The 16,931-nt window shown below is 74.9% G+C and carries 16 protein-coding genes; 5 read left to right on the forward strand and 11 right to left on the reverse strand.

What is annotated here, in order from left to right:
* Positions 1-65 precede the first annotated feature (65 nt).
* The 3 genes from AMK26_RS23495 to AMK26_RS23505 are packed head-to-tail and all read right to left on the reverse strand — an operon-like array spanning position 66 to position 4,059.
* The gene (locus AMK26_RS23495; RefSeq protein ID WP_073756693.1) at positions 66-1,286 is read right to left on the reverse strand and encodes an alpha/beta fold hydrolase; all 1,221 of its coding nucleotides are present in this window, start codon (positions 1,284-1,286) and stop codon (positions 66-68) included.
* A gap of 58 nt (positions 1,287-1,344) precedes the next feature.
* Positions 1,345-2,109, reverse strand: a complete 765-nt coding sequence (locus AMK26_RS23500; protein WP_073757075.1) for a DUF72 domain-containing protein — start codon at positions 2,107-2,109, stop codon at positions 1,345-1,347.
* 21 nt (positions 2,110-2,130) lie between these two features.
* The gene (locus AMK26_RS23505; RefSeq protein WP_073756694.1) at positions 2,131-4,059 is read right to left on the reverse strand and encodes a protein-arginine deiminase domain-containing protein; all 1,929 of its coding nucleotides are present in this window, start codon (positions 4,057-4,059) and stop codon (positions 2,131-2,133) included.
* Positions 4,060-4,363: 304 nt separating this feature from the next.
* Between AMK26_RS23505 and AMK26_RS23510 the strand changes: the two genes are divergently transcribed.
* Positions 4,364-4,699, forward strand: a complete 336-nt coding sequence (locus AMK26_RS23510; protein WP_073756695.1) for a YnfA family protein — start codon at positions 4,364-4,366, stop codon at positions 4,697-4,699.
* 4 nt (positions 4,700-4,703) lie between these two features.
* Here the strand turns inward: AMK26_RS23510 and AMK26_RS23515 are convergent, their stop codons facing one another.
* The gene (locus AMK26_RS23515; protein WP_073756696.1) at positions 4,704-5,066 is read right to left on the reverse strand and encodes an ArsR/SmtB family transcription factor; all 363 of its coding nucleotides are present in this window, start codon (positions 5,064-5,066) and stop codon (positions 4,704-4,706) included.
* Between the two features lie 85 nt (positions 5,067-5,151).
* Between AMK26_RS23515 and AMK26_RS23520 the strand changes: the two genes are divergently transcribed.
* Positions 5,152-6,519, forward strand: a complete 1,368-nt coding sequence (locus tag AMK26_RS23520) for an FAD-dependent oxidoreductase (RefSeq protein WP_073756697.1) — start codon at positions 5,152-5,154, stop codon at positions 6,517-6,519.
* An 86-nt stretch (positions 6,520-6,605) separates the two neighbouring features.
* Here AMK26_RS23520 and AMK26_RS36355 read toward each other — a convergent pair whose 3' ends face one another.
* From AMK26_RS36355 to AMK26_RS23550, 6 genes are all read right to left on the reverse strand, one after another.
* On the reverse strand, positions 6,606-6,935 hold the full coding sequence (locus AMK26_RS36355) for a hypothetical protein (RefSeq protein WP_073756698.1): 330 nt from the start codon (positions 6,933-6,935) through the stop codon (positions 6,606-6,608).
* A gap of 176 nt (positions 6,936-7,111) precedes the next feature.
* Complete coding sequence (locus AMK26_RS23530) at positions 7,112-8,344, reverse strand: MFS transporter (RefSeq protein WP_073756699.1); 1,233 nt, start codon at positions 8,342-8,344, stop codon at positions 7,112-7,114.
* A complete protein-coding gene (locus AMK26_RS23535) occupies positions 8,341-9,036 on the reverse strand; it encodes an ATP-binding cassette domain-containing protein (protein ID WP_073756700.1) in 696 nt (231 codons plus the stop codon). Before AMK26_RS23535 ends, AMK26_RS23530 begins: the two co-directional genes overlap by 4 nt.
* A complete protein-coding gene (locus AMK26_RS23540) occupies positions 9,033-10,025 on the reverse strand; it encodes an ABC transporter ATP-binding protein (RefSeq protein WP_073756701.1) in 993 nt (330 codons plus the stop codon). Before AMK26_RS23540 ends, AMK26_RS23535 begins: the two co-directional genes overlap by 4 nt.
* Positions 10,015-11,733, reverse strand: coding sequence for an ABC transporter permease subunit (locus tag AMK26_RS23545; protein WP_073756702.1), 1,719 nt, complete (start codon positions 11,731-11,733; stop codon positions 10,015-10,017). Before AMK26_RS23545 ends, AMK26_RS23540 begins: the two co-directional genes overlap by 11 nt.
* Positions 11,730-13,220: an ABC transporter substrate-binding protein gene (locus AMK26_RS23550; RefSeq protein WP_073756703.1), complete on the reverse strand. Its 1,491-nt coding sequence runs from the start codon at positions 13,218-13,220 to the stop codon at positions 11,730-11,732. Before AMK26_RS23550 ends, AMK26_RS23545 begins: the two co-directional genes overlap by 4 nt.
* Positions 13,221-13,577: 357 nt before the next feature.
* Here AMK26_RS23550 and AMK26_RS23555 point away from each other — a divergent pair, with 357 nt between their 5' ends.
* The 3 genes from AMK26_RS23555 to AMK26_RS23565 are packed head-to-tail and all read left to right on the forward strand — an operon-like array spanning position 13,578 to position 16,351.
* Positions 13,578-14,117 carry an EF-hand domain-containing protein gene (locus AMK26_RS23555; protein WP_073756704.1) on the forward strand — a complete coding sequence of 180 codons (540 nt, stop codon included), beginning with the start codon at positions 13,578-13,580 and terminating at the stop codon, positions 14,115-14,117.
* 2 nt (positions 14,118-14,119) lie between these two features.
* Complete coding sequence (locus AMK26_RS23560) at positions 14,120-14,794, forward strand: DUF6875 domain-containing protein (RefSeq protein WP_107421029.1); 675 nt, start codon at positions 14,120-14,122, stop codon at positions 14,792-14,794.
* A 3-nt stretch (positions 14,795-14,797) separates the two neighbouring features.
* On the forward strand, positions 14,798-16,351 hold the full coding sequence (locus AMK26_RS23565) for an FAD/NAD(P)-binding protein (protein ID WP_073756705.1): 1,554 nt from the start codon (positions 14,798-14,800) through the stop codon (positions 16,349-16,351).
* A 153-nt stretch (positions 16,352-16,504) separates the two neighbouring features.
* Here AMK26_RS23565 and AMK26_RS23570 read toward each other — a convergent pair whose 3' ends face one another.
* Positions 16,505-16,903 carry a heavy metal-responsive transcriptional regulator gene (locus tag AMK26_RS23570; protein WP_073756706.1) on the reverse strand — a complete coding sequence of 133 codons (399 nt, stop codon included), beginning with the start codon at positions 16,901-16,903 and terminating at the stop codon, positions 16,505-16,507.
* Positions 16,904-16,931 lie beyond the last annotated feature (28 nt).

A 16,931-nucleotide genomic window follows, 5' to 3' on the forward strand; every position in this document is an offset into this window, starting at 1 on the left:
CCCCCCTCGCACCGTGCCGTGTGCTGCCCTGCCGACCGGATGGCCAAGATTAAGGGCTTTTCCGTTCAGCCGGGAAGCGCTGTGGACAACACCCGGTAGAACTGATCGTTGGCCCAGTAGGAGCTGTGGGCGGCCGAGACCGGCTGGCGGTTGTCCACCTCGGCGTCGGTGATCCTCGGGTCGTTCCCGAACGCCCCGGCGGCCAGGTAGGACAGCAGGTCGCGGCGGTCGTAGACGTTGAGCCAGCGGGGGAACGCGCCGGGCAGCCCGGTCCCGTACGGGCGGGAGGGCAGCGCGTCGAGTTCGTACAGCAGCGGTGCCTGGGAGCCGACCGTCACCAGCAGGTCGACGGACACGCCGGTGGGCGGATCGGTGAGCAGGTCGACGGCGATGATCCCGCCGAGGCTGTGGCCGAGGACGACGACCGGGCCGGCGTCGCCGGGCAGCGCGCGGATCGTGGCGGCGACGTGGTCGCGCACGGCCTGGCCCCGGGTGAGGTAGCTGAGGATGTCGCCGAAGAAGCCCACCGAGCGGCCGCTGAGCGCGGCCCGCCGGGACACCAGCAGCCGGGAGCCGAGGGACCGCTCGAAGAGCCGGGCGGAGAAGCCGAGCGCGGAGACCAGCGCGTCGCTCAGGCCCTTGACGTCACCGCCCAGTTCGGCGGTGACCGTGTCCACCAGGTCGTCGCGCGCCGCGACCGGCACCTGGCCCGCCGCGCCCTCCGCGCGTACCAGCGCCCAGGCAGTGAGCGCGCGGGCGGTCAGCCGGGGCAGGGCGTCGCCCTCGGGGGCGGCCGTGGCGGCGGCGCGGCGCAGTCGCGGCGCGGCGAGCAGGGCGGCGACGGCCTCGGGGAGTGGTACGGCGGGGACGGCGGCGTCCCAGGCGGTGCGTACTGCCTGCGAGCCGTCCAGCCGGCCGATCCGGTCCAGTAGCGCGTCGCCGGGCGCGACCGTGCCGGGGACGAAGGCGGGCGTGTCGCCCGAGGGGTGGTCGGCGAGCGCGTAGGCGCCCAGCTCGGCGAACGGGTCGGCGTACAGCATCGCCCACCGCAGCCGGTCCTCGTCGTCCTCCCGCACGGGCAGCGGTTCGTCGGCGGAGTCGGTGACGTACCCGGGGATGGAGACGCCGCCCGCGCGCAGGTACGAGCCGAGAGTGGAGCCCCAGTCGCACGGCTCGACCCGCACATCGGGCCGCACGCGCGCGAGGCCGCCGCGGACGGTCTCCAGGGCGGCGGCGTAGGACGGCTCGCGAACCCCCGTACCGTGCACGAACAGGACCGTGACCATGTTCCCCCCAAGTCGCCCCGGAACAAGCACCGTTCGGTGAGTCTAGGGCGCCGGGTCGTCACGGTGGCGGTGTTCGGGTGACCGTCCGGCCCAGTCCGGCCGCCGCCCGCGCGAACAGGGCGGCGTCCCGGACGGCCGCGCCGCCCGGGTCGTTGTTGAAGTACACGTACACGTCGGCCTCGTCCGCCCAGGCGGCGGCGACGCGCCCCGCCCAGGACGCCAGCGCCTGCCGCCCGTAGCGCGGCCACGGCCGGGCGGCGCCGGCGTGGAACCGTACGTACCCCCAGGGCGCCGTGCGCCACAGCGGCGTCACGGGGCGGGAGTCCCGGTCGGCCCAGCACAGGGCGGCGCCGTACCGCTCCAGCACCGCCCGCAGGTCCCGTTCCGCCTCCCACCAGGAGGGGTGGCGCAGCTCGACGGCCACCCGGACGGTGCCCGGGAAGCAGCGCAGGCAGGCGTCGAGCGTGCCGGTGTCCGCGCGGAAGTTCGGCGGCAGTTGCACCAGGACGGGCCCCAGCCGGTCGCCGAGGCCCGCCGTGCGGCTCATCAGCCGGTGCACCGGCTCCTCGGGGTCGCGCAGCCGCTTGATGTGGGTCAGGTAGCGGCTGGCCTTCACCGCCATGACGAACCCCTCCGGGGTCCGTTCGCGCCAGGCGGTGAAGACCTCCGTGGACGGCAGCCGGTAGAAGGCGTTGTTGTTCTCCACGGTCGCGAAGTGGCGGACGTACTCCTCCAGCCACAGCCGTTGCGGCAGCCCGGCCGGGTAGAGCCCGCCGCGCCAGTCCGCGTACTGCCACCCCGAGGTTCCGACAAGCATGGGCACATCACCCATGCTCCCCGCCGGCTACCGCTTCCACCACGCGGCGGAGGCGTCCCGCAGCGTGTTCGTCCCGCAGTGCACCTCGCCCATGCCCAGGTGGTAGGTGTCCCAGTCGTCGATGTACGAGACCTTCATCCCGGCGCCGGTGTACGCGGCGGTCACGGCGGCGGTGAAGATGTCCTTGCCGCCGATGACCGGCCCCCACTGGCGCGGGGCGAGGTACCGGTCGTTGCCGAGCAGGATGCCGTTGACCGCGCCGGGGACGTACGCGCTGGTCATGACCGTGCCCGGGCCGGCGGCCCGGCCGTCCCGCTGTTCGATGGCCTTCTGCTGGCCGTACTCGCTGACCGCCTCCGGCACCTCACCGGCGCCCAGCCGCGACAGCCGGGGCATCCGGTCGCCGCGCTCGCCCACCTGCTCCGTACCGCGCGTGTACAGCGCCGGTACGCGTACGACCTCGGCGTCCGTGACGCCCGTCTCCCGCTGGAGGACCGCCAGGTTCGCCTTGATGCGTGCGGCGGCCATGGTGTTGTCGGTGACGAGCCACTTGGAGGCGAGCGCCTGGTCGATGGTCTCCTTGGGCGCGGGCGTGTCCTTGCTGCCCGGCACCGAGAACATCTTGGTCTTGCCGTGCCCGGCCTTCTGCGCGTCCCGCAGCAGCTTCAGCCCCGCCTCGGGGTCGGCGATGCCGATCTTCCAGCCGCGCGGGGTGCCCGGCGCGGGCAGGAACTGCACGAACTCGTCCACATGCCCGACGTGCAGCCAGGAGGTGTCGAGGAGCAGCGGGTCCTGGAAGCCCTGGGACGCCAGCATCGTGCGCATGACTCGCGCGGGCTTGGAGCCGTCGTCCTTGCGCTCGCCCATGATGATCCGCCCGGCGGGGAAGGACCGGCCGCCGTTCGTGTACGGGGGAATGGTCTCCAGGTTCCCCATCGAGTTCAGGGTCCACTCCTCCGAGTCGCGGACCCCGGAGACCTGGACGACGCCTATGCCGTTGCCGCGTATCTTCTCGAACAGTTCGCGGCCCGCCTCACGGTCGGGCTGTGCCGAGCGCAGCATCACGCGGATGACCTGGCGGCGCCCGCCGGGGCCGGTCATGCTCACATAGCCGGGCTCGACGAAGTCCTGTGCCCAGATGTCCTGGTACTTGTCGAAGGTGATCAGCGGCTGGCTGATTCCCGCCGACTTCACCTCCTTGGCGAGGCCGTTGACGAACGCCTGCTGACGGCGCGCGTAGTCGTCCTTGCCGGGCACCTTGGTGACCAGTACCTGCTGGGCCCGCTGGAGGTGGTGGTGGGTCAGCAGCGGCGCGACGCGGAGGGTGATGTCGTCGGTGGTGGCCGGTCCGTTGGGCGTCGTCACGGTCAGGCGGATCACCGCACGTCCGTCCCAGACCTTGCTGTCGCGGACGATGTCGGTGCTCTCGACCCCGAACTCGACGCCGGCGCGCAACTCGGCGGCGCTCAGGCGGGTCTTGCCCGTGACGTGGGCCCAGCCGGTGGCTCGCTTGACGAACACCCGGGTGTGCTTCCCGCCGGCCGGGACGCTCACGGCGCCGGTCGCCGTGGCGGGCAGGTTCGCCATCGGTACGGCGCGGACGCGGGCCAGGTCGGCGAGGTCGGCGGTGCCGTTGACGACGGCGTCGGCCGCGTCGTTGCAGGCGGCTAGCTTGGCGTCGGACAGCGGCTTGCCGCCGGGCCCGGCGGTCGGGCACCGCTTGGTGTCGTCGTCGATGTTGGGCAGGAACACCGTGCCGCGGGCGGGGGTCCAGGTGTCCTCACCGGCGGTGTCGGTCGCGCCGGTGACGTCGACGCGTCCGTCCCGGTCGACGTCCGCCCGGAGGTCGACGCGGGGCGGGGCTGGGGCGGCGTGCACCGGTGAGATGGGCGCCAGTACGGCGCCGATCGCGGTGAGTGCCAGGGTCGCTCGTCTCGCGTTGCTCGTAACCACCATGCGTCCCTTCGTGGGGGGTCGGGTTGCGGTTGCCGAGCCGGAAGAGGGCGTGGAGGGGCGTTGCGTTGCCCGGGGGTGTGGGGAATGGCGGGATTGGTGCGGGTGCGGGTGCGGGGGTGGTCGGGTCTGCGGGGTACGCGGGTGGGCTTGGTGGCCTCGGTGGCCTCGGTGGCCTTGGGGTCTTGGCGAGTGCGTACTGGGCTGGTGCATGCGCCAAGCTGGAGTCGCCCCCTGGCGCCCTTCGCCCCCTCGCCCGCTCGCCCCGCTCCCCCCGACGCACTCCGCCCGGAAGGACCCTGCCGCCGTGCTCGTCGCCCGTTCCGCCGCCCTGTTCGCCGTCGCCGCGCTCTTCGAGATCGGAGGCGCCTGGCTCGTGTGGCAGGGCATCCGTGAGCACAGGGGCTGGGTCTGGATCGGCGCGGGAGTGATCGCTCTCGGTCTGTACGGGGTGGTCGCCACGTTCCAGAGCGACGAGAACTTCGGGCGCATCCTGGCGGCCTACGGCGGGGTGTTCGTCGCCGGGTCGATCGCCTGGGGCATGGTCGCCGACGGCTACCGGCCCGACCGCTTCGACGTCGTCGGGGCGCTCGTCTGCCTCGTCGGCATGGCGGTCATCATGTACGCGCCGCGCGGCGGCTGACGGGTCACCCCGTCGTCAGCATCGCGGCCATGGCGGCGAGGACGCCGGGGGAGACGCGGTAGTAGACCCAGGTCCCGCGCCGCTCGGACGTCAGCAGTCCGACGTCCTTGAGTTTCTTCAGGTGGTGGGAGACGGTCGGCTGCGAGACGCCGACGTCGGAGATGTCGCACACGCACGCCTCGCCGCCCGGGTGCGACGCCACCCGCGAGAACAGGCGCAGCCTCACCGGATCGCCCAGCGCCTTGAACATGGCCGCCGTCCTGACCGCGTCCTCCTCCGAGAGGGCCTCGGAGGTCAGCGGCGGGCAGCAGGGCACGGCTTCCCCCGGCTCGATGAGCGGCAGGCCGGCCGGCTTCGTATTCGACATACGTCTATGTTGACGTCTATCGATACAACTGGCAAGCTCGGAGCCAGGACATCGACATTTGTCGAATCAGTGAGGGAGACCAGCCATGAGCGAGCAGCACCTTCCGGTGGTCGTGATCGGCGGCGGCCCGGTGGGCCTGGCGGCGGCGGCGCACCTGGCCGAGCGCGGCCTGGAACCGCTCGTACTGGAGGCCGGGCCCTCCGCCGGTACGGCGGTACGGGAGTGGGCGCACGTGCGGCTCTTCTCCACGTGGGCGGAGCTCGTCGACCCGGCGGCCGAGAAGCTGCTCGCGCCCACCGGCTGGACGGCGCCCGCGGGGAACACGTACCCCACCGGCGGTGACTGGGTGGCCGCCTACCTCCAGCCGCTCGCCGACGTCCTGGGCGACCGGGTCCGCTTCGGTGCCCGGGTGACCGGGGTGTCCCGGGCCGGACGCGACCGCGTGGTCGACGCCGGCCGCGAGGACCGGCCCTTCACCGTCCACATCCTGTGGACGGACGGCAGCGGGGGCGGCCGCGAGGAGCGGATCCTCGCCCGTGCCGTGATCGACGCCTCCGGCACCTGGTCCACCCCGAACCCGCTCGGCGGCGACGGCCTCCCGGCACTCGGCGAGCGGACGGCCGCCGACCGTATCGCGTACCGCGTGCCCGACCTCGCCGACCCGGCGGTCAGGGCCCGTTACGCAGGGAAGCGCACCGCGGTCGTCGGCTCCGGCGCCTCCGCCTTCACCGCCCTCGCCCTCCTCGCCGACCTCGCGAAGGACGAACCGGACACCCACGCCGTGTGGATCCTGCGCCGCGGCATCACCGGCTCCACGTTCGGCGGCGGCGAGGCCGACCAGCTCCCGGCGCGCGGCGCCCTCGGCCTGCGCGCCAAGGCGGCCGTCGAGGCCGGCCACGCGAGCGCGGTCAACGGTTTCCGTACGGAGGCGGTGGAGCGCCGCCCCGACGGCGGCCTGGTGCTCGTCGGCGACGACGGCCGCCGCCTGGACCCGGTGGACGAGGTCGTGGTCCTCACCGGGCTGCGCCCCGACCTGTCGTTCCTCGGCGAGCTGCGCCTGGGCCTGGACGAGCGCCTGCAGGCGCCCCTCGCGCTGGCCCCGCTCATCGACCCGAACGTCCACTCCTGCGGCACGGTCTACCCGCACGGCGTGAACGAGCTCACGCACCCCGAGAAGGACGTCTACCTGGTCGGCATGAAGTCCTACGGGCGCGCCCCGACGTTCCTCGCCCTGACGGGCTACGAGCAGGTCCGTTCCGTCGCGGCCGCCCTCGCCGGCGACCGGGAGGCCGCCGAGCGGGTCGAGCTGACGCTCCCGGAGACCGGGGTGTGCGGCGGCGCGGGCGTCTTCGACGAGCCGGACGCGTCCGAGGCCCCGCAGAGCGGCGGCGGCTGCTGCGGCACGCCCGCCACCCTCCAGATCGGCGGAACGGTGACGTCCGGCGGGTGCTGACCGCCGCTCGCACCGCACGGCGCGGGGCCGTGACCGGACGTCCCGGTCACGGCCCCGCGCTCTTGGCGTTGCTCTCGGTGCCGCCGTCAGCGCACGGCGGTGAGCGTGCTCAGCAGGCCCTGCGCGAACTGGGTGGCGCCCGAGAGGCCGAGTGCGCTGGCGCTGTTGAGAGGGGCGGTCACGCTGCCGAGCGGGCCGGAAGCGCTGTCGAGGAGGCCGCCACCCAGGTTCTCGGTGAGGCCGCCGGGCAGACCGCCGGGCAGACCGCCCGGCAGGCCGCCCGGCAGACCGCCGGTGACGCCGCTCAGGGGGTCGGCGGCGGCTGCCTGGGCGGTGGCGGCGCCGCCGAGGGCGAGGGTCGCGGTGGCGGCGGTGGTGGCGACGATACGGGCGGTGACGCGGCGGGTCCTGGTCATGAGCTTCTTTCCGGTCGGGCTTCCGGGTCGGTCTGCGGTACTCCGTAAACGTCACCGACCGGCCGGAAGGCACGGTCCGGGCCCGCCATGGCGCCGAATGGAGGCGTGACGGCGCAACGAACTGCCACGTATGTGCATGACGGCGTGCGCCGGCCCAGCCCGACCGAACGGGGCGGTCACCGTCCTGGGGCGGCACCGTCCGGGCACCCCGCCGGGTCGGCTGGGGGACTGACCGCCACCCGGCCGCCCGACCGGCGGGGCACCAGGGTCAGGCCCACCAGCGGCACGGCCGCCAGTGCCGCCCACGGCCAGGCGCCGCCCGCCTCCACCAGGGCACCGGCCGGGGCGCCGCCCGCCAGTACCACCGCACCCGACAGGGACGACAACGCGCCCGTGCAGAACCCGAGCCGGCGCTCGTCCACCAGGTCCGGCAGCCATGCGCGGGTGGCGGGCACCACCAGCATCTGGCCGACCGTCAGCAGCACCACGAAGACCAGCGACGGCCACAGCCCGCCCACCGGCAGCAGCGCCCCGGCAGCCGCGAACGAGGCGGCGATCAGCAGCAGCCCGGTACGGATCGCGGCGCCCCACGACAGCCGGGCCGCCGCCCACCGTTCCAGCGGGAGCTGCCCCGCCACCACGAGCACCGACGACAGCGCGAACAGCCAGCCGAGCGCGGCCTGCGACCCCGTCGCCCGTTCCAGCTCGGCGGGCAGCGCCAGATACAGCTGGTTGTAGGCCAGCAGATAGGAGGAGTACGCGAAGGTGAGGGCGAGGAAGCGGCGGTGGCGGAAGAGCTCCCGTACGGGGTGCGGAGGGGCGGGCGGGCCGGCCACTGCCGTCGGCTGCCGGCGGGGCATCAGCCGCCAGTGCCCCGCCAGTACGAGGGTGAAGACCGCCGCCCCCGCCACGCAGGCCGCGCCGAACCCCCCGTACAGCAGCAGGGCGCCCAGTACCGGGCCGATCAGGGCGCCCGCCTGGCCGCCCGCCGAGAAGCGGGCGAGCAGGCGGGTGCGCGGGGTGCCGGTGGCCGTCTCGTGGCGTACCGCCTCCCGTGCGATCTCCGACTCGACGGCGGGCGAGAACAACGCGGCGGCGAAACCGACCAGCAGGACCGCGCCGGTCACCGTCCACACCGTCCCCGCGACCGCCAGCCACAGGAACCCGGCGACGCGGAGGGCACAGCCGGCCAGCACGACGGGGCGTGGACCGAACCGGTCGGTGAGGGCGCCGCCGACGACGAACAGGCCCTGCTGGCTGAAGGTGCGCAGGCCGAGGACGAGGCCGACCAGCCAGCCGCCGAGGCCGAGGGAGTCGCTCAAGTGGTCGGCGAGGTGGGGGAGGACGGCGAAGAAGCCGGTGTTGAAGGCGAACTGGCTGCCGATGAGGAGGCGGGCGAGGGGGCTCATGGGGTGGTGATCCGTTCGATCCGGCCCGCCCGCATCTCGGCGGTCCGGTCGGCGAAGTGCCGTACGAGGGCCATGTCGTGGCAGATGAAGAGGTAGCCGAGCCGGAAGCGTTCCTGGAGGTCGGAGAGGAGGTTGAGGATGCCGGCGCGGACGGAGGGGTCGAGGGCGGAGACCGGTTCGTCGAGGACGAGCAGCTTGGGCTCGCTCGCCAGGGCGCGGGCGATCCCGGCGCGCTGGCACTGGCCGCCGGACAGCTCCTGCGGCAGCCGGCCGCCGTGGGCGGCGTCGTCGAGGCCGACCAGGGCGAGCAGTTCGGCGACCCGGGCCGGGCCGGTGGCGGCGTCCCAGCGGCGCTGGACGCGCAGCGGTTCGGCGACGGCGTCGCGGATGGTGCGGCGCGGGCTGAGGGAACCGTACGGGTCCTGGAAGACCGGCTGCATGGCGGGGCGCAGCGGCCGCAGTTCGCGCTCGCCCAGCCGGGTCAGCTCGCGGCCGTCGAACCACACCTCGCCGGCGGCCGGGCGGCGCAGCTGCAGCACGGCGGTGGCCGTGGACGACTTGCCGCAGCCGGACGGGCCGACGAGGGCGAGGGTCTCCCCGGCGCGCAGGTCGAAGGAGACGCGGTCGACGGCGACGGTCGGTCCGTACTGGACTACCAGGTCACGGACCTCGAGGAGGCTGTCGGGCGTCATACGTGCTCCAGGAACAGGTCGGCGGCCGACTCGGGCACGGCGTCCCAGCGGTGGCAGGACACCTCGCGGCCGTCCACGGGCCGGGGCACCGGGCGTTCGGTACGGCAGCGGTCCTCGGCGAGCGGGCAGCGCGGCGCGAAGGCGCACCCGGGCGGCAGCGCGCCGGGGGCGGGCGGCGCCCCGGCCATCGCGGGCAGTCGGCGGACCCGTCCCGTAGCGGGGGGCAGGGAGGCGAGGAGCCCGGCGGTGTACGGGGCGCGGGGGCGGGCGAACACCCGGTCCACCGGGCCGGATTCGACGTGCCCGCCCGCGTACATCACCAGCACCCGGCCGGCGTGCGCGCGGACCGCGTCCAGGTCGTGGGTGACCAGGACGAGCGCCGCACCCGCCGCCTTCCGCTGCTCGGTGAGGACGTGCAGGACCTGGTCGCGCAGGTCGGGGTCGAGGGCGGTGGTCGGCTCGTCGGCGACGATCAGTTCGGGTTCGTTGACCGTCGCCATGGCGATCACGGCACGCTGCCGCATCCCGCCGGACAGCTCGTGCGGGTACGCGCGGGACCTGGCCGCCGGGACGCCGACGCGTTCCAGGGCGAGGGCGGCCCTGGCGCGGGCGTCGCGGCGGGACAGGCGCTGTACGGAGCGGACGGCGGCGGCGAGTTGGTCGCCGACCGGGTGCACGGGCGACAGCGCCGACAGCGCGTCCTGCGGTACGAGGGCCACGCGCCGTCCCCACAGGCCGTCCGCGCGGGCGCCGACCAGCTCGTCGGCCCCGCCGGAGGTCGTCCGCGACCGGACGCTGCCGCTCACCGTCGCCCCGCGTGGCGCCATGCCGAGCAGGGCGCGGGCGGTCAGGGACTTCCCGGCGCCCGACTCGCCGACGAGGGCGAGGACGTCACCGTCGTACACGTCGAAGGACAGCCCGCGTACGGCGTCCACGGCCCCGAAGGAGACCGAGAGGTCCCGTACGGAGAGGAGTGGTTCAGCGGCCATGGGCGGTCCCCTTCCCGGGGCGGGTCGTGTACGCGGACAGCGACACCGCCAGCCCGGCGAGCAGCGCCAGCGCCATGGCGGGGGCCAGCGCGGCCCACGGCGCACGCTCCACGTAGGCGCGGGACTCGTCCAGCAGCAGGCCCCACTCCGGGGCGGGCGGCTGGGCGCCCAGGCCGAGGAAGCCGAGCGAGGCCAGGGCGAGGGCCATGCCGGGCAGGCGCAGGACGGCGTGGCGGGCGACCGGGGCGGTGACGGACGGCAGGACGTGCCGCCACAGGATCCAGCGGGGCGTCGCCCCGATGGCCTTCTGGGCGAGCAGGAAGCCCGACGCCCGTACCTCCTGGACCAGGGCCGCCGCGTGGGCGGCGAGCGGGGGCCAGGAGATCAGGGCCACGGCGAGCGCGGCGCCGCCCGTGCCGGGGCCGAGGACGGCGGCGACGAGGATGCCGACGATGACCGGGGGCAGGGCGTTGGCGATGTCGGAGAGGCCGGACGTGACGTTCGGTACGAAGCCGAGGGCGACCGCCAGCAGCCAGCTGAGCGCGCACACGGCGGCCGCCGTGCCGACCGTGGTCGCCGCCCCGTGCCCGAGCCGGGCGAGCACGTCACGCCCGAGGCCGTCCGCGCCCAGCGGGTGGACCAGGGACGGCGGGGCGAGCCGGGCGGCCGTGTCGACGGTGTACGGGTCGCGCAGCAGGCCCCATCCGATGACGGCCGCCAGCACCACCGCGAGGCCGGCCGGTACGGCGGGGGCCACCCGTACCGGCCGGGCGGCGGGCAGCGTCAGGCCCGCGTCCCGCAGGCCCGGCCCGAGCAGCCGCCGCCGTACCAGGGCGGTGAGCGCGCCGACGGTCAGCCCGAGGGCGAGCAGTGCCAGTACGGAGCCCTGGAGCAGCGGCAGGTCCTGGGACTTGGCCGCGCCCAGCGACGTACGCCCGATGCCGGGTACCGCGAACACCGTCTCGACGGCGACCGCCCCGCCGGTGAGCCCCACCGCCACCATGCCGAACTGCGGGACCAGCGGCGGCAGTACCCGCCGGAGCGCGGCCAGGGCGACCCGTACGCGCGAGACGCCCGCCCCGCGCCACAGCTCCACCCACCGCTCGTCGTACACGGCGGGCAGCGCGTCGGCGACCAGCCGCCCCAGCAGCCCGCCCGCCGGAACGCCCAGCGCGACGGCGGGCAGCACCAGATGCGCGGGCCCCTGCCAGCCGGACGTCGGCAGCCAGCCGAGCCACACCCCGGCGACGATCAACACCACGGTGGCCAGCAGGAATTCGGGCACGGCCGCGAGCATCGCCGCGAACGCCCCGGACGTGCCCCGGCCGCTGATGAGCACCGGCGCGGCGAGGGCGACGGCCACCAGCAGCGCGACGGCGAGCGCGGCGCCCATCAGGGCCAGCGACACCTGGAGCCCGGTTGTAACGGAGGGCAGGACGTCGGTGCCCGACACCCACGAGGTGCCCAGGTCGCCCCGGACGAGGCCGGCGGCCCAGCCGCCCAGCAGCGACAGCGGTCCGGCGTCCAGCCCGAGGTCGGCGCGGATGGCGTCCAGCGCCTCGGGCGTGGCCTCCTGCTCGGCGGATCGGGCGCGCAGCACGGTCAGCGCCGGGTCGCGGCCGGACAGCCAGGGCAGCAGCCCGACGACCGCGAGGACGGCGGCGAGCGCCCCGGCCAGCCCGGCGCCGCGCGTGACGCCGGTTTTCACTTGACGTACGTGGCGGGTGTGACGAGCAGCCGCTCGCGCGGGTCGTGTTCGGCGCCCACGACACCCGCCGCGTCGCCCTGGACGACCCGCTCGTGCAGCATCGGGATCGCGGCGTCGGTGGCGAGTACGGAGGCCTCGGCGGCCATCACGGCCCTTCGGCGCGCGTCACCGGCTGCCGTCGCGGCGGCCTTGTCCAGGGCCTTGTCCACGGTGGGATCGGCGAGCTGGGAGATGTTGAAGGAGCCCCGGGAGGCGAAGTCGCTGTAGAGGTACGCGGCGGGGTCGCCGGAGTCGAGGACGGTCGCCCGGGACAGGATGAACGCGTCGAACGCGCCCGCCAGCGCGTCGGATTCGATGTTCGCGTACTCGCGCACCTCCAGCTTCACCGTGAACCCGGCCTTCTGGAGCTGCTGCTGGAGGGTCTGGGCGACTTCGGGCAGCTCGGCGCGGTCGGTGAAGGTGCCGATGGTGATGGCGGCGCCGGACGGGTTGGCGGCCTTGGCGCGCTTGGGCTCGGAGCGAAGGGACGACGCCCACGGGAGGGCCGGTCCGAGCAGGCCGCGGGCGACGTCGGCCCGTCCCTCGTACACGCCGTCGACGATCGCCTTCGGGTCGATGGCCTCGCGGGCGGCGGCCCGGAGTCCGGGGTCCTTGAAGGGGCCCTTGGCGGTGTTGAGGTAGAGGGTGTTGGTGCGCGGCATCGGCACCTCGGTGATCAGCTCCTGGTCGAGCAGCGCGGCCTGCGAGACCGGGACGGCCTCCACGATGTCGGCCTCCCCGCTGCGCAGCGCGGCGGCGCGGGCGGTGCCGTCGGGGACGAAGGTGACGTCGATGCCGGGCGTCTTGGCCTTCGTACCCCAGTAGCCGTCGTACCGGTCGAGGGCGGCGGACGAGGTGCCGTTGACCTTGGTGAGCCGGAAGGCGCCGGTGCCGGTGCCGACGGGGCTGACGGTCTTCCCGCGGTAGGCCTTGGCCGACAGGATCGACAGCTGGGGCGAGCTGAGCCGCTGCGGGAGGAGCGGGTCGGGGGTGGCGGTGGTGACGGTGACGGTGTTGCCGGAGCCCGAGGGCGTCACGGAGAGGTCGACGCCGTCGAGGATGCGGGGCTTGGGCGAGGCGGTGGCGGCCTTGGTGAGGGAGTGCGCGACGGCCCGGGCGGTGAGCGGGCTGCCGTCGTGGAAGGTGACGCCGTCGCGGACGGTGAAGGTCCAGGTCCGGCCGGTCTGCCGCCAGGCGGTGGCCAGGGCGGGGCGCGGGTCGCCGTTGGCGTCGAGGGTGACGAGGGTCTCGGCGGTGGACCAGCGGGACAGTTTGAAGGCGTCGTCGGAGAGTGGGGACAGCCCGGAGCGCGGCGGGTTCATCATCGCCACGCGGATGCGCTTGCCGTCACCGCCCGAGGCGCTGTCCGGCGCGCTGAAGCAGCCGGTGAGCAGGACGGACACGGAGGCCAGGGCGGCGGCGTGGAGGAGACGGGTGGGCAGGCGCACGGGAACCCTTCCGGGCGGGGACGAGCGGCGGGGGGCGGACGGGACCGTAACACAATGACAATCGTTTTCAACAATTGAATGTTGATCCACTTCGGGGGCGCGGCGATCCGGTCCCGGTCCTCCACCCGCCTGGCGGCGGAGCCCCGGCCGGCGACGCGCACGGCGGAGCCTCCACCGTTCAGCCCGCTCCTCAAGGTGACCGGACACGGTGGCGTGACCTGCCGTTTTGCTGCAATCGGCGGCACGTTTCGCGCGCCGCGCCAGGTGGTCGCTCCGGACGCCCGTCGCTACAGCTTGTCTCGGCCGGTCCGGCCGGTCCGGCCGCGGAAGCGGTTCGCAACAGAAGGAGACATCTCCGTGAGCCTGAGTGACTACCGCCAGAAGATCGCCTCGCGCTTCGACACATTCGACCGTGACGGAGACGGCGTCGTGACCGAGGCGGACTTCCAGCAGCTGGCCCGGTCGATCCTGGCCGAGTTCGACGAATCCCCCAGTGCGCCCAAGGGCAACGCCCTGCTCCGGGGCGCGCAGCACTTCTGGCAGTCCTTCGCCGACATCGCGGACAGGGACGGCGACGGCCGGATCACCGAGGACGAGTTCGTGCAGGCCGCCTGCGACCACCTCCTCGACAACCCCGCCGGATTCGTGGACATGGTGCGGCCCTGGGCCGTCGCCGTGGTCGATGTCGCGGACGCCGATGACAGCGGCGAGGTGACCGTCGAGGAGTGGGAGCGCATGCTCCGGGCGATGCGGGCCACCCCGGAGCGGGCGCGGGTCAAGGCGGCGCAGCTCGACACCGACGGCGACGGGCTGGTCTCGGTGGACGAGGTGCTGAACACCGCCGTGCGGTTCTACACCACGGAGGAGCCGATCGCCGACTTCGCGGTGGCGCGCTGAACATGCTCACCGGACCGGCGACGACGCGGGAGCGGACAGCCCGGCGGTGCGCGGACGACGGCCATGGGGCGGCAGTGCTGCCTGCCCCGTGGCCGCTCGACGCGGTACCGCCCGATGTGGCGCACCCGGGCGCCTGCCGCACGGTCGTGGAGTGGGTACGGGAGTACCTGGCCCGCCCGCACGGCGACCTCGGGCGGCCGGGCCCCGTCTGCCCGTACGTCCCCGGCGCGCTCGCCCACCGGGGTCTGCGGGCGGTGGTGTGGCCGGACCGGCCCTCGGGGGTGGGGCAGGTGGTCGCGGTGATGCGCGCGTACCGGGACTGGTTCATGGGCAGCGGCGGCGCCGTGCCTGGGGTGGGCGACCGGCGGTGGGCCGCGCTGCTGGTCCTCTTCCCGGCGCTGACCCGGGACGACGTGGTCTGGGCCATCGACGGCGCCCAGCGTGCGCTGAAGACCGAGTTCGTCGAACGGGGGCTGATGGTCGGGGAGTTCCACGACGGTCCGCCCGCCGTTCCCGGCCTGTGGAACAGGGACTTCCGCCCGCTGCGCAGCCCGGTGCCGCTGCTGGCCATGCGGGCGATGGTCCGCACCGACCTGCCGTTCCTGCGGGACGACCCGCGCCAACTCGCCGCGCACCGGGACCGGTTCGGCGGGGCGTCGCACGGGGAGGTGGGGTGACCGGTGCGGCGGCGCGTGGTCATCGTCGGCGGGGGCGCCACTGGTGTCGCGGCGTTCGCCGCGCTGGTCCGGCATCGGGTCGCGGCACGCGTCGACATCGTCGATCCGCTGCCCGTGGGTTCGGGCAGGGCGTTCGCGACGACCCGGCCGGCGCTGCTGTGCAACACCTCGGTGGGCATCATGTCCCTGGTGGCGGGCGCCCCCGACGACTTCCTCGACCACCTGCTGGCGCGCGGGGTCCCCGCCGACCGGGACGCCTTCGTCCCCCGCTTCCACTTCTCCCGGTACGTCAGGGACCGCTACCTGGCGTACCGGGTGCTGCACAGGCGGGGCGGCGGGGCCGGCGGGCACGTGCGCGGGCGGGCGAGCTTCGTACGCCGTGTCCCCGGTGGCGGGTACGAGGTCGTGCTGGACGACGGCCGCCGCCTCGACGCCACCGACGTCCTGCTCTGCCAGGGCTACGGCGACCCTGTCGTACCCGGGACACTGCGCCCCCATCTCGGCGCCGACCGGCTCTTCATCGGGCCCTGTCCGGAGGGCGCCCTGCTCACGGCGATGCCGGGGCCCGCCTCCCGCGTCCTGGTCCTGGGAACCAGGCTGTCCGCCATCGACGCGGGCCTGCTCCTGTGCGGGGCCGGCCACCGCGTCGTCATGGCGTCCCCCTCGGGCGAGCTGCCCGCCGTACGCACACGCACCGGCTCACGCCCGGGCCCGCCGCTCACCCCGGACCTCGCCGCCCTGGACTTCTCCGGCCCCCGGTTCGAGCGGCAGCTCGTCGCGCTCGTCGCCAGGGCGGCGTCCACCGTCAGTGGCCGGCGGCTCCGTGACCAGGTGGCCACGCCGGTGCGTGTGCCCGTGCCCGTGCCGGACGACCCGGTGGAGCGGCTGCGCCGGGAGATCCGGCTCGCGGAGGAGGGCCGTACCGACTGGCAGGACATCCTGTGCGCGACGGTCGACGCGGCCAACCAGGTGCTGCCCGCCCTGGACGCCCCGACGCGGGCGGCCGCGCTGCGGCGGTGCGCGCCTCTGCTCCGCTACCTCGGCGCCATCCCGCTCGGTACCGCCCGGACCCTGCTGCGGCACGTGGAGGCCGGGCGGCTGACGATCCGCCGGGGCGTGCCGGTGGAGATCGCACCCGGCCCGCGCCGCTGGCGGGCGGTGTGGAGCGGAGAGGCGGCCGAGCGGTACGACGCCGTGGTCACCGCCGCCGGGTACGGCGATCCGCCGCTCCACGTGTCCGGCGACCACCTCCACCTGACCGGTGCCGGGTGCCGTCACCCCGGAGCGGCACCCGGCATCGGCGAGGACGTGCGCGTCCGCTTCCCCGGCAGCCCGGTGCCGGAGCGCATCTGGGCCGTGGGCGTCACCTCGTCGTCACGCGTGCCGAGCATCAACGCGGTCTACCCGATGGTCCAGCAGGCCGACGCCGTCGCCCGCGCGTGCCGCGATCACCCCGCGCCGGAAGCCGCTCCCACCCGCCGGGCCGCCTCCTGCGCGGCCCGCGCGAAGGCGCCGACCGCGCCGGTGTCGTCGCCCGTACGCCCCACCGGTCCGTAACCGACCGGCGCCGGGCCGGAGAAGGGGACGTAGGGGACACCGGGACGTAGGCGGCGGGTCGTACGCGACACCGGCCGGAATGCGTCGCGGGGCCGTACGCGGCGGCGGGCCGTACGCGGCGCCGGTGCCGCGTCAGCCGGTGCCGGTGCCGCGTCAGCCGGTGCCGAGGATCCGGCAGATGGGGCCCTCCGGGCAGGTGGCCGGGTCGGTGGCGTCGGCCTTGTCCTTCAGGTCGAGGAGCGCGGTGCGGGCCCTGGTCAGCTCGGCGATCCGCTCCTCGACCTGCTGGAGGTGCCGGGCGACCAGCGTGCCGACGTGGCGGCACGGGGCCTCGCCGCTGTCGCGGACGGTGAGGACCTCGCGGATCTCGGCGAGGGTGAGCCCGGCGGCCTGGGCGTTGCGGATGAAGGCCAGCCGGTCGGCCGCCCGGGGCGGGTAGTCGCGGTAGCCGGAGGGGGTGCGGGGCGGCTCGGGCAGCAGCCCGGCCTGCTCGTAGAACCGGACCGCCTTGGTGCTGATCCCGGCCGTGGTGGCGAGGGCTCCGATACGCATGTCTCCACCGTACGCCTTGACCTTCCAC

This window comes from Streptomyces sp. CB03234, assembly GCF_001905885.1.
Taxonomy (GTDB): domain Bacteria; phylum Actinomycetota; class Actinomycetes; order Streptomycetales; family Streptomycetaceae; genus Streptomyces.